10 protein-coding genes and 1 pseudogene are annotated in these 12,866 nt (G+C 68.1%); all 11 read right to left on the reverse strand.

From position 1 onward, the window contains the following. Window positions 1-193: 193 nt before the first annotated feature. Window positions 194-418, reverse strand: a pseudogene (locus M2351_RS45365) (GntR family transcriptional regulator); the annotation flags it as partial. A gap of 39 nt (window positions 419-457) precedes the next feature. Further along, a complete protein-coding gene (locus tag M2351_RS33730) occupies window positions 458-1,405 on the reverse strand; it encodes a sugar kinase (protein ID WP_264660354.1) in 948 nt (315 codons plus the stop codon). A gap of 34 nt (window positions 1,406-1,439) precedes the next feature. Further along, window positions 1,440-1,685, reverse strand: coding sequence for a hypothetical protein (locus M2351_RS33735; protein WP_264660355.1), 246 nt, complete (start codon window positions 1,683-1,685; stop codon window positions 1,440-1,442). Between the two features lie 62 nt (window positions 1,686-1,747). Then, window positions 1,748-2,755, reverse strand: coding sequence for a type I glyceraldehyde-3-phosphate dehydrogenase (gene gap, locus M2351_RS33740; protein ID WP_264660356.1), 1,008 nt, complete (start codon window positions 2,753-2,755; stop codon window positions 1,748-1,750). Window positions 2,756-2,836: 81 nt separating this feature from the next. Then, window positions 2,837-4,030, reverse strand: coding sequence for a phosphoglycerate kinase (locus tag M2351_RS33745; protein ID WP_264660398.1), 1,194 nt, complete (start codon window positions 4,028-4,030; stop codon window positions 2,837-2,839). A gap of 153 nt (window positions 4,031-4,183) precedes the next feature. Next, window positions 4,184-5,098, reverse strand: coding sequence for a DMT family transporter (locus tag M2351_RS33750; protein ID WP_264660357.1), 915 nt, complete (start codon window positions 5,096-5,098; stop codon window positions 4,184-4,186). Then, window positions 5,095-6,675, reverse strand: a complete 1,581-nt coding sequence (gene gpmI, locus M2351_RS33755; protein WP_264660358.1) for a 2,3-bisphosphoglycerate-independent phosphoglycerate mutase — start codon at window positions 6,673-6,675, stop codon at window positions 5,095-5,097. Before gpmI ends, M2351_RS33750 begins: the two co-directional genes overlap by 4 nt. Window positions 6,676-6,741: 66 nt before the next feature. Continuing rightward, window positions 6,742-9,027 (reverse strand): formate C-acetyltransferase, encoded by a 2,286-nt coding sequence (pflB, locus tag M2351_RS33760; RefSeq protein ID WP_264660359.1) that lies wholly within the window; start codon window positions 9,025-9,027, stop codon window positions 6,742-6,744. A gap of 424 nt (window positions 9,028-9,451) precedes the next feature. Further along, window positions 9,452-10,975 (reverse strand): UxaA family hydrolase, encoded by a 1,524-nt coding sequence (locus M2351_RS33765; protein WP_264660360.1) that lies wholly within the window; start codon window positions 10,973-10,975, stop codon window positions 9,452-9,454. A gap of 60 nt (window positions 10,976-11,035) precedes the next feature. Beyond that, entirely contained in the window at window positions 11,036-12,442 is a 1,407-nt protein-coding gene (gene uxaC / locus M2351_RS33770; RefSeq protein WP_264660361.1) for a glucuronate isomerase, read from the reverse strand. A 210-nt stretch (window positions 12,443-12,652) separates the two neighbouring features. Then, window positions 12,653-12,866 (reverse strand): methylglyoxal synthase (locus M2351_RS33775; protein WP_264660362.1); only part of this gene is annotated, 214 nt, incomplete at its 5' end.

Genomic DNA, 12,866 nt, shown 5'->3' on the forward strand with positions numbered 1-12,866 from the left:
CAGGTTGGCGACCTGGCTGCGCGTCGCCCGCTCGGCTGCGCGTCGCCCGCTCGGCGGCGCGGCGCACGGTGGCGAGTTCCAGCGCCTTGCGGATCGCGCCGGCCTCGGGCAGCGCGTCGACGGGGATGCGGGCGACGAAGGTTCCGGACTGCGGAAAGACCTTGACCAACCCCTCGTCGGCCAGCTTCAGCAGCGCCTCGCGGACGGGGGTGCGGCTGACGCCGTAGGCTTCCGCGACCTGCTTCTCGACAATGGATTCGCCCGGCCGGCGGCGCAGGGACACGATCTCGTCGCGCAGGGAGCGGTAAATGCCGCTGGCCGCGGTGGCCGAACGCCGGGGAGCGCCGGCCGCAGTCTTTTTGGTGCCCCGCCCCGACCGTCGCGGGGGCAGGTCACGGGGGTGGAGGCTGTCTGGCATCGGTGACCGGTCTCCCTGGTGAGGGTGGGCGCGGGGCGCTCAGGCTAAGGCGGGTTCCGCGTCGGCGTAGGTCATCGCCTCACGCGGGATGATGGCGCCGCGGTGCTGGATGACGACGGCGGCGATGCGGTGGGCGGCACGGGCGGCCTCCACCGGGTCGCGCCCATGCAGGCGGGCGGCGAGGTAGCCGGCGGAGAAGCTGTCGCCGGCCGCGGTGGTGTCCACGATCTTGGCGACCTTCTGACAGGGCACCTCCTCCTGGAACCCGTCCGCGGTGGCGATGATGCAGCCGGGCTGCTCCAGCTTCAGCACGATCTCCGGCATGCCGGCGGCGCGCACGCGGGCCAGCGCCGCGGCGGCGTCGGTGTCGCCGTACAGGCCGCGCAGATCCTCCACGCCGGGCAGGGCGATGTCGGCGCGCTGGAACATGGCGTCGTAAGCGCGCTGCGCCGTTTCCTTGTCCGGCCACAGGCGCGGGCGCCAGTTGGTGTCGAAAGCGACGCGACCGCCGCGTTCCCGCAGCCGGTCGAGCAGCGGGAACAGCACCTCGCGCCCGCGCTCGCCCCAGATCGCCAGGCTGATGCCGGAGAGGTAGAGCAGGTCGTAGCTTTCGAGGTCGGCGATCAGGGCCGGCGATTGCGGCAGCACGAACAGCTCACGGGCCGGGGCGGCGTCGCGCCAGTAGAGGAAGCGGCGTTCGCCCCGGTCGTCAGTCTCGATCATGTAGAGGCCGGGCACGCGGCCGGGCACGCGCAGCACATGGCCAGTGTCCACGCCCTCCACGGTCCAGGCGGCGACCATGGCGTTGCTGTTCGGGTCGTCGCCCAGCGCCGTGACATAGTCCACCCGCGCGCCGAGCCGGGCCAGATAGACGGCGGTGTTCAGCGTGTCGCCGCCGAAGCCCATGGTGAAGGTGCCGTCGGGCCGGCGGACCATCTCCAGCATGCATTCGCCCAAGCTGGCAACTTTGAAACGTGACGTGTTCATGGTGCGTCCCCTGGGACGGTCCCGGCGTGCCGGATCAATGATCGCCGAGATCGCGTTCGATGTCGGCGACGAGGCGTTCGGCGATCATCATCGACCGCAGCCGGTCCTCCTCGCCCATGCCCTGCGCTGGGTCGATGGCGGCCAGGAAGGACTCCGACCGGCACACCGCTTGGCCGGAGGTGCAGACCATCACCTCGAAGCTGCGCGAATCCTCGTTGAACAGGCACTCGGACTCGAAACCTTTGGAGTCGGTCTCGTCCCACATCATGGTCTTGCTCATGGCACCTTATCCTCGTCTGGATGTCGCGCAGCGTTCGGTTAGCGGTTATTTGGCGTTCGCGGTTACTTCGCGTTCGTCATGGCGACAGCGGTGTCGCTCATGCGGCTGGAGAAGCCCCACTCGTTGTCGTACCAAGCCATGATACGGACGAAAGTCCCGTCGATGACCTTGACCTCGTTCAGCGCGAAGGTCGAGCTGTGCGGGTCGTGGTTGAAGTCACCCGACACCAGCTCCTCGGTATAGGTGCCGAGGATGCCTTTCAGCGGACCGTTGGCGGCCTCGGTGATGGCCTTCGTGATTTCCTCGACGGAAGTCGCGCGCTTGGCGGTGAACTTGAAGTCCACGACCGAGACGTTCGGGGTCGGAACGCGGATGGCGGTGCCGTCCAGCTTGCCCTTCAGCTCCGGCAGGACCTTGCCGACGGCCTTGGCGGCGCCGGTGGAGGTCGGGATCATGTTCAGCGCCGCGGCGCGGGCGCGGTGCAGGTCCTTGTGGTTGGTGTCCACGACCCGCTGGTCGCCCGTGTAGGAGTGGATCGTGGTCATGAAGCCCTTCTCAATGCCGATCAGGTTGTGCAGAACGAAGGCCACCGGGGCCAGGCAGTTCGTGGTGCACGACGCGTTCGACACGATGCGGTGCTCGGCCTTCAGCTGGTCGTGGTTGACGCCATAGACGACGGTAATGTCCTCGTCCGTCGCCGGGGCGGAGATCAGCACCTTCTCCGCACCCGCCTCCAGGTGCTTGGCGGCGTCGGCGCGCTTGGTGAAGATGCCCGAGCATTCCATAGCGACCTGGACGTTCAGGTCCTTCCACGGCAGCTTGGCCGGGTCACGCTCCTGCACGACCTTGATCGAATGGCCGTTGACGATCAGCTCGCCATCGCGGGTCTCGATGGTGCCGGGGAAGCGGCCGTGGACGCTGTCGTACTTCAGCAGGTGGGCGTTGGCCTTGAGATCGGCGAGGTCGTTGATCGCCACGACCTCCACGTCGGTGCGGCCGCTCTCGTAAATGGCCCGCAGGACCAGACGACCAATGCGGCCAAACCCGTTGATCGCAACACGAACAGTCATAACCGAAACTCCAATGCTTGATGGGGCCCTTGATAGGGAATGGCGCTGCGAAGGCGCGCCCCTGTTGATCCGTGATCGCGCTTATTTCTTCAGCGCGGCGACGCCGGGCAGGTCCTTGCCTTCCAGCCATTCCAGGAAGGCGCCGCCGGCGGCGGAGATGTAGGTGAACTTTTCCTCGACCCCGGCGTGGGCGAGCGCCGCGACCGTGTCGCCGCCGCCGGCCACCGACAGCAGCCCGCCTTCCGCCGTGCGCTCGGCGACCAGACCGGCCACCGCGTTGGTGCCGGCGTCAAACGGCTGGATCTCGAAGGCGCCGAGCGGGCCGTTCCACACGATGGTCTTGGCGCCCTGCAGCTTCAGGCCGAGGAACTCCACCGTCTTCGGCCCGACGTCCAGCGCCATCTCATCCGCACCGATGGCGTTGGCGGCGACGGCGCGGTTGGCGGCCCCCGCCTTGAACTCCTTGGCGACGATCAAGTCCACCGGCAGCAGAAGCTCGCAATTGGCCGCCTTGGCCGTCTCCATGATGGCGCGCGCCTGGTCGGCCATGTCCTTCTCGCACAGCGAGGCGCCGACATCGACGCCCTGGGCGTAGAGGAAGGTGTTGGCCATGCCGCCGCCCAGCGCCAGCATGTCGACCTTGCGCACCAGGTTGCCCAGCAGGTCCAGCTTGGTCGAGATCTTGGCCCCGCCGACCACCGCGGCGACCGGGCGCTCCGGCTTCTCCAGCGCCTTGGTCAGCGCCTCCAGCTCCGCTTGCATCAGCCGGCCGGCGGCGGCGGGCAGGTACTGCGCCACCCCTTTGGTGGAGGCGTGGGCGCGGTGGGCGGCGGAGAAGGCGTCGTTGACGTACAGGTCGCCCAGCTCGGCGATCTGCTTGGCGAAGGCCGGGTCGTTCTTCTCTTCCTCAGGATGGAAGCGGGTGTTCTCCAGCAGCACGATGCCGCCCGGCTGGGCGCCGGCGATGGCCTGCTTGGCCTTGTCGCCGACGCAGTCCTCGCCGAAGGCGACGCTCTGGCCGACGGCGGCGCTGAGCGCGTCCAGCACGTTGCGCAGGGAGTTCTTGGCGTCCGGACCGTTCTTCGGACGGCCGAAGTGCGACAGCACGACGACCTTGGCACCCTTCTTGGACAGCTCGGTCAGGGTCGGCGCCAGCCGGTCGATGCGGGTCGTGTCCGATACCTTGCCATCCTGCATCGGAACGTTCAGGTCGGCGCGCACCAGCACCGTCTGGCCGCTCACGCTAAGGTCATCGATGGTGTTGAAGTCCGTCATCATCCTAGCTTTCTGGAGGGGCCTTCGGGAGGGAGCCCGGTCGTTTGCCGTTGAAGAAGTATATTAATATATCAGTTTGGAGGGCAAGTGCGAACCGATGGCCGGGGTGGGGGCGTTACAGTTTGTCGCACCCCCCACTCATTCAGGGGCAGGTCAGGCGCGGCGGCGCGTCTCGCGGATCAGGATCAGCAGGCCGCTGGCGATCAGGACCAGTGCCCCGACGACCACGTGGGCGGCCGGCGTGTCGCCCCACAGCATCCAGCCGAACAGCGTCGCCCACAGGATGCCGGAGTAGCTGAAGGGGCTGACCACTGCGCCCGGCGCCAGTGCGTAGGCGCGCGTGATGAAGTATTGCGACCCGCCCCCGGCCAGCCCCATCAGGGCCATCAGACCGAAGTCGGCAAGGCTCGGGGTCACCCAGGCGAAGGGGAGGGCCAGCGCACACAGCGCCGTTGCGAAGGCGGTGAAGTAGAAAACCGTGGTCACCGGCGCCTCGGTGCGACCCAGCTGGCGCAGGGTGATCTGGGCGAGCGCGTAGGCGACCGCTGCGGCGATGGCGACCGGCGCGCCCTGGCCGAAGGTGCCTTCGCCCGGCTGCACGATGACCAGCACGCCGACGAAGCCGACCGCCACCGCGCCCCAGCGGTAGGGGCCGACCCGCTCGCCGAGCAAGGGCACCGATAGGGCGGTCAGGAACAGCGGCGCGGAGTAGGAGATCGCCACCGCGTCGGCCAGCGGCATCAGCCGGTACGACCAGAACAGCAGCACCATGGAAATCAGGCCGACCACCGCCCGGCCGATGTGCCCGCGGAGATTCGCCGTGCACAACGCCCGCCGGCCACCAGCCGCTGCGACCATCGCCACCGCCGGCAACAGGCCGAACAGGTTGCGGAAGAAGGTAACCTCGGCCAGCGGGTAGCCGTCTGCCAGAACCTTGGACAGCGCGTTCATCACGGCCATCAGCGCGATGCCCGCGAGCATCGACAGGATGCCGAGCCGGACGTTGTCCACGCGCGGACCGGACCGCTCCAGAAGGCGGGCGGGGACTTGGGCGAACGCGCCGCTCATGGGAGCGCTCCTCCGCTGCCCGACCGATCGAGCAGGCTGGTGCCGGTCATCTCCACCGGCTTGGGCAATCTCAGAAGGTCGAGCAAGGTCGGCGCGATGTCGGCCAACCGGCCGCTGCGGATCGCCTTAACGTCCGCCGGGTCGTTGACGAGCAGCAGGGGGACGCGGTCGAGCGTGTGGGCGGTGTGCGGCCCGTCCGTCTCCGGGTCGGTCATCATCTCGCAGTTGCCGTGGTCGGCGGTGACCAGCATGACGCCGCCCTGGCGGCGCACCGCGGCCTCCAGCCGGCCGAGGCTCGTGTCCACGGCCTGGACCGCCTTCATGGCGGCGTCCAGGAAGCCGGTGTGGCCGACCATGTCCGGGTTGGCGTAGTTGATGACCACCAAGTCGTACTTGCCGCTGTCCACGGCCGCGACGACCTTGTCGGTCACCTCCGCCGCCGACATCTCCGGCTGAAGATCGTAGGTCGCGACCTTCGGGGAGGGCACCAGGATGCGGTCCTCGCCCGGGTACACCCGCTCCTCGCCGCCGTTGAAGAAGAAGGTGACGTGCGGGTACTTCTCCGTCTCCGCGATGCGCAGCTGGGTTAGGCCAGCCTCGCTGACCACCTCGCCCAGCACCTTCGTCAGGGACTTCGGCGGGAAGATCGTGGTCAGGAAGGGCGCCAGGGCGGAGGAATACTCCACCATGCCCACCGCGGCGGCGAGCGTTGGGACGGTGCCGCGGTCGAAGCCGTCGAAGGCGGGGTCGACGAAGGCGGCCAGGATCTCGCGGGCGCGGTCGGCGCGGAAGTTGGCCATCAGGATGGCGTCGCCGTCCTTCAGGCCGGTGTAGCCGTCGATGATCGTCGGCAGGATGAACTCGTCGTGCTTGCCGGTGGCGTAGCTCTGTTCGATCGCCTGGATCGGGTCGGCGTCGCGCTCGCCCTCGCCCCGGACGATGGCGGCGTAGGCCTTGGCGACGCGGTCCCAACGCTTGTCGCGGTCCATGGCGTAGTAGCGGCCGGACACGGTGGCGACGTTCACGCCGGCCAGTTCGTGCCCATCGGTCATAAATGTGGTGGCCATGAATTCGGCGACTTGGTCCTTGGCGCTCTGCGGGGGCACGTCGCGGCCGTCGGTGAAGGCGTGGACCTCGACCGGCACGCCCTCATGCGACAGCACGGCGGCCAGCGCGGCGATGTGGTCCTGGTGGGAATGCACGCCGCCGGGCGAGAGCAGGCCGAGGATGTGGCAGCGCCCACCGGTCTGGTGCAGCGCCGTGACCAGATCGTTCAGCGCTTTGTTGCGCTCGAACTCGCCCTGGACGATGGCGTGGTCGATCATGACGAGGTCCTGCATGACCACGCGGCCGGCGCCGAGGTTCATGTGCCCGACCTCGGAGTTGCCCATCTGCCCCTTGGGCAGGCCGACCTCCTCCTCGCTGGCCTCCAGGAAGGCGCGCGGCTCCGACGACCACAGCCGGTCCCAGGTCGGCGTGTCGGCCAGCGCGATGGCGTTGTCCGTCCGCTCCTCGCGATAGCCCCAGCCGTCCAGGATGCACAGGACAACGGGGCGGGGACGTGTGGTCTCGGTCATGGCGGAATCTTTCGGTTCGCAAACAGGAAAGGGCGCGCGCCTTGCGGCACGCGCCCCTGGCCTTGGTCAGTTCGCCTTGTGGAAGGTGCGGCTGATGACATCGAGCTGCTGCTCGCGGGTCAGCTTGATGAAGTTGACGGCGTAGCCGGACACCCGGATGGTCAGCTGCGGGTACAGCTCCGGATGGTCCATGGCGTGCAGCAGCGTCTCGCGGTCGAACACGTTGACGTTGATGTGGTGCCCGCCCTGCCCGAAGTAGCCGTCGAGCAGACCGACCAGGTTGTCCACCCGCTCGCCCTCCGTGCGGCCGAGCGCGCCGGGCACGATGGTGAAGGTGTAGCTGATGCCGTCCTGGGCGTGCGCGTAGGGCAGCTTGGCCACCGAGGCCATGGAGGCCATGGCCCCCTTCTTGTCCCGGCCGTGCATCGGGTTGGCCCCCGGCGCGAAGGGCTCGCCCGCCTTGCGCCCGTCCGGCGTGTTGCCCGTCTTCTTGCCGTACACCACGTTGCTGGTGATCGTCAGCACCGACTGCGTCGGCGTGGCGTCGCGGTAGGCCTTCTGCTTGCGCAGCATGGCCATGAACGCCTCCACCGCCCAACGCGCGATGCCGTCCACCCGCTCGTCGTTGTTGCCGAAGGCCGGGTACTCGCCCGCGATCACGAAGTCGGTCGCCAGCCCGCGCTCGTCGCGCACCACCTTCACCGTGGCGTGCTTGATGGCCGACAGGCTGTCCGCGACCACGCTCAGCCCGGCGATGCCGCAGGCCATGGTGCGCAGGATGTCGCGGTCGTGCAGGGCCATCTCCAGCCGCTCGTACATGTACTTGTCGTGCATGTAGTGGATGGCGTTCAGCGCGTTCATGTAGACGCGGGCCAGCCACTCCATCATCGGCTGGAAGCGGGCCATCACCTCGTCGTAGGCGAGCACGTCACCGGTGATCGGCGCGGTGGCCGGGCCGACCTGCTCGCCCGACAGCTCGTCGCGGCCGCCGTTGATGGCGTAGAGCAGCGTCTTGGCGAGGTTGGCGCGGGCGCCGAAGAACTGCATCTGCTTGCCGATGCGCATGGCCGAGACGCAGCAGGCGATGCCGTAGTCGTCGCCCCAGTACGGGCGCATCAGGTCGTCGCTCTCGTACTGGACCGAGCAGGTCTTGATCGAGGTCTCCGCGCAGAAGGCCTTGAAGCCCTCGGGCAGTTGCTCCGACCACAGCACGGTCAGGTTGGGCTCCGGCGCCGGGCCGAGGTTGTTCAGCGTGTTGAGGATGCGGAAGCTGTTCTTGGTGACCAGGGTGCGGCCGTCCAGGGCCATGCCGCCGACGCACTCCGTCACCCAGGTCGGGTCGCCCGAGAAGAGCTGGTCGTATTCCGGCGTGCGCAGGAAGCGCACGAGGCGAAGCTTCATCACGAACTGGTCGATCAGGGCCTGGGCCTCGACCTCGCAGATGCGATGCTCACGCAGGTCGCGCTCGATGTAGATGTCGAGGAACGTGGAGGTGCGGCCCAGCGACATGGCGGCGCCGTTGGCCTCCTTCACCGCCGCCAGATAGCCGAGGTAGGTCCACTGCACCGCTTCCTGCGCCGTGGCGGCGGCGCGGCCGACGTCGAAGCCGTAGGACTTGGCCATGGCGACCAATTCCTTCAGTGCCTTGATCTGCTCGGAGATCTCCTCGCGCAGGCGCAGGGCGTTCTCGTCGAGCCGGTCAAGCTCCAGGCTCTTCAGTTGGGCCTTCTTGTCCTTGATCAGGAAATCGACGCCGTAGAGCGCGACGCGGCGGTAGTCGCCGATGATGCGGCCGCGGCCATAGGCGTCCGGCAGGCCGGTGATGACGCCGGACTTGCGGCACTTCAGCGCCTCTTCCGAATAGACGTCGAAGACGCCGTCGTTGTGCGTCTTGCGGAGATTTGGAAAGACCTCCTCAAGGGCCGGCGGTACGGGGAAATCGTAGGCCTCCAGGCTGTTCTTGACCATGCGCCAGCCGCCGAAGGGCATGACGGCGCGCTTCAGCGGCTTGTCCGTCTGCAAGCCGGCGATCAGCTCCAGGTCCTTGTCGATGTAGCCCGGCGCGTGGGCGGTGATGGAGGAGAACACCTCGCTGGACACGTCGAGCACGCCACCCTTGGCCGCGCGCTCCGCCTTCAGCAGATCGGTGACCTTGGCCCACAGCAGCTTGGTCCCGCCGGTCGGCCCGGCGAGGAAGGCGCTGTCGCCCTGGTAAGGGCGCACGTTCTTCAGGATGAAGTCGCGGACGTTCACCGCCGTTTGCCAGTCCCCACCGGCAAAGCCGCGCCAGGGAAGCAGAGTCTCCCCCTGCGCCGAGCTTGCGACCAGCTGATCCGTCAACAAGGTGTCCATGGTGTTTTCCTCAGGTGAAGGCCCGGCGCGGAGCGTCGCCGCGGGCCGGACCCGGTGGCCGAGCGCTGCTCTTGATATGACCGCGCTGGACCTGTCTTGTAGTTTTGCTACATACACCCGTGGACTTGGGCCGGCAAGACGGCATCGACTGTGAATACTTGGTGTTAACAAATCAATCTGCGACATGGCGTCGCAGAAGCGAAGAAGGCATCTGGTAAAAGTGGCGGAAATGGCGGCCTTGTGGCGGGCGGCTTACGGCGCGGCATGTAGTTTCGCTATACGTGCCATGTTTTGCAGCGCTGCGGAGCCGGCCGTGCCGCCAATGCCGGCCTTGTCCGCTGATTCCAAACGAAAAAAGGGCACCGCCGGGCATTGCTGCCCGGTGGTGCCCTGAACCTGGTTTGCCGTCTGAGAAAGTGACGGTTTACATCACCGCGCCCATCTGCCACGGCGTGAACTCGTCAGCGCCGACGCCGAGCAGTTCGCTCTTGCTCTTCTGGCCCGACGCGGTGTCGAGGATCAGCTGGAAGATCGCCCGGCCGATCTCCTCGATGGTCGCGTCACCGGTGGCGATCGGGCCGCAGTCGATGTCCATGTCGTCGGTCATCTTGCGGTAGAGCGGCGTGTTGGTCGCCAGCTTCAGCGACGGCGTCGGCTTGCTGCCGAACACCGAACCGCGGCCCGTGGTGAAGCACAGCACGTTGGCGCCGCCGGCCACCTGACCGGTCGCCGACACCGGGTCGTAGCCCGGCGTGTCCATGAAGACGAGGCCCGGACCAACGATGGGCTCGGCGTAGCGCACCACGTCCACGAGGTTCGTCGTGCCGGCCTTGGCGACCGCGCCCAGCGACTTCTCCAGGATGGTGGTCAGGCCGCCCTTCTTGTTGCCGGGCGACGGGTTGTTGTTCATCTCGCCGCCGGTGCGGCTGGTGTAGTCTTCCCACCAGCGGATGCGCTCGACCAGCTTCTCGCCGACCGCGCGGCTGACCGCGCGGCGGGTCAGCAGATGCTCTGCCCCGTAGACCTCCGGCGTTTCGCTCAGCACGGCCGTGCCGCCGTTGCGGACCAGCAGGTCGACCGCGTAGCCCAGCGCCGGGTTGGCGGTGATGCCCGAATAGCCGTCGGAGCCGCCGCACTGCAGCGCCAGGGTCAGATGGCTGGCCGGCACGGTCTGACGGTGCACCTCGTTGGCCTTGGGCAGCAGCGCCTTGATCCGCTCCACGCCCGCGCGCACCGCCGAGGCCGTGCCGCCCAGGTCCTGGATGCTCATGGTGTGCAGCGTCTCGCTGGGGTCGAGCCTCTCCGCCTCGACCAGACGGTCGATCTGGTTCACCTCGCAGCCGAGGCCCAGGATGATCACGGCGGCGAAGTTCGGGTGGCGGGCGTAGCCGGCGATGGTCCGGCGCAGCGCGTCGATGGCCTCCCCCTGGGCACCCATGCCGCAGCCGTAGCCGTGCGCCAGGGCCACCACACCGTCGACGTTGGGGTAGGCGTCCAGCGCGTCGCCGCGGAACTTGTCGGTGATCAGCCGGGCCGCGGTGGCCGAGCAGTTCACCGAGGTCAGCACGCCGATGAAGTTGCGCGTCGCCACGCGGCCGTCCGGGCGCACGATGCCCTGGAAGGTGGCGCGCTCGGCCTCCGGAATGAGGGCGGTCGGGTGGGCGTCCGCGCTGAAGGCGTAGTCGCGCTCGAAGCTGTCGCCCATGCCGGTGTTGTGCACGTGCACGTGGTCGCCGGGCTCGATCGGCTGGGTGGCGAAGCCGATGACCTGGTTGTACTTGCGTACCGGCTCGCCGACCGCGATGGCCCGCACCGCGACCTTGTGGCCGGAGGGGATCGCGGCACGGGTGGCGACGTCAGTTTCGGGCAGAGGGGTGCCCGGCAGCAGGTCGACGCCGGCGACGACGACGTTGTCCGCGGGGTGCAGGCGGATGGTCAGCGAGGCCATGGGAATTCGTCCTTTTTCAGGAAATGCCCTCGCCCCATAAAGGGCGAGGGCATTTGTGCGTCAGAGCTTGTAGGCCTTCTTGACGAGGTTGTAGGTGAGGTCGACGGCCAGCTCGGCGGCCTCGTCCTCCTCCAACCGGTGCTCGGCGACCAGGCGGGCCAGGAAGGCGCAGTCGACGCGGCGGGCGACGTCGTGGCGGGCCGGGATCGAGCAGAAGGCGCGCGTGTCGTCGTTGAAGCCGACCGTGTTGTAGAAGCCGGCCGTCTCCGTGACCATCTCGCGGTAGCGGCGCATGCCCTCGGGGCTGTCGTGGAACCACCAGGCCGGGCCGACGCGCAGCGCCGGGTAATGGCCGGCCAGCGGCGCCAGCTCGCGGGCGTAGCTGGTCTCATCCAGCGTGAACAGGATGATGGTCAGGTCGCGCTCGTTGCCGACGCGGTCGAGCAGCGGCTTCAGCGCCCGCACATAGTCGGTGCGGGTCGGGATGTCGGCGCCCTTGTCGCGGCCGAACCGCTCGAACACCACCGGGTTGTGGTTGCGGAAGCTGCCCGGATGGATCTGCATGGTCAGCCCGTCTTCCAGGCTCATCTTGGCCATCTCGGTCAGCATCTGGCCGCGGAACAGCTCGGCCTCCGCCGCCGTCACGCTGCCGCGCAGCGCCTTGTCGAACAGCGCCGAAGCCTCGGCGGTGGAGAGGTCGGCGGTGACGGCGGTGGCGTGGCCGTGGTCGGTGGAGGTGGCGCCGCCGACTTCCTTGAAATACTGGCGGCGGTTGCGCAGGGCGTTCAGGTAACCGGCCCAGGTCGTGGTGTTCTCACCGGCCAGCGCGCCCAGCGTCTCCACGTTGGCCTGGAAGCCCTCGAACTCCGGATCGACGACCGGGTCCGGGCGGAAGGCGGTGATGACGCGGCCGTCCCAGCCGCTCTCGCGGATGGCGCGGTGATGCTCCAGCGTGTCGAGCGGCGACTCGGTGGTGGCCAGCAGCTCGATGTTGAAGCGCTTGAACAGGGCACGCGGGCGGAACTCCGGGCTCTTCAGGCAAGCGTCGATCTGGTCGTAGATGCGGTCGGCGCTGGCCGGGCTCAGCCGCTCGGTGACGCCGAAGACGGTCTCGAAGGCGTGGTCGAGCCACATGCGGGTCGGCGTGCCGCGGAACAGGTGCCAATGCTGGGCGAGCAGGCGCCAGATCTTGCGGCTGTCGGTCTCCACCGCGCCGCCGTCGGCGCGCGGCACGCCCAGGCTCTCCATCGTCACGCCCTGGCTGTAGAGCATGCGGAAGGCGTAGTGGTCGGGCTTCACGAACAGCGCGGCCGGGTCGGGGAAGGCCTCGTCCTTGGCGAACCAGGACGGGTCGGTGTGGCCGTGCGGGCTGACGATGGGCAGGTTGCTCACCGCCGCGTAGAGCCGGCGCGCGATGTCGCGTTGCGCGGGGTCGCTCGGGAACAGACGGTCGGGGTGGAGCATCATGCTTCTCCGGTAAGGAATTCGGGTGCGGGCCGGTGTCCAAGGGGTGAGGCGGTGGGCCGTGCGCCCGTCCAAGCCCTGCATTCCGGGAATATATTAATATATCAGTTCCCGATGCAAGTGGAATGAAGGGCCTCGGCGCATTTCCTACAGTATGGGGTTCCGTTTTCCGTCCGCAACACCCATTGTTGGCTCAGCGGATGGGATGGCGGCTCAGACAGTGCGGCTGTCGTGGGCGGCGAAATCGACGGGGCGGGGGCAATAGCCGTCGGAGAACAGCGGCGAGGAAACCACCATGTCCGCGGTCGCCTCGTTGCAGGCCATGGGGATGTTGTAGAGCGTGGCGAGGCGGGTCAGCGCCTTGACGTCCACGTCGTGCGGCTGGGCGGTCATCGGGTCGACGAAGAAGACCAGCAGGTCGATGCGA

Source organism: Azospirillum canadense (genome assembly GCF_025961225.1).
GTDB classification, from domain to species: Bacteria; Pseudomonadota; Alphaproteobacteria; order Azospirillales; family Azospirillaceae; genus Azospirillum; species Azospirillum canadense.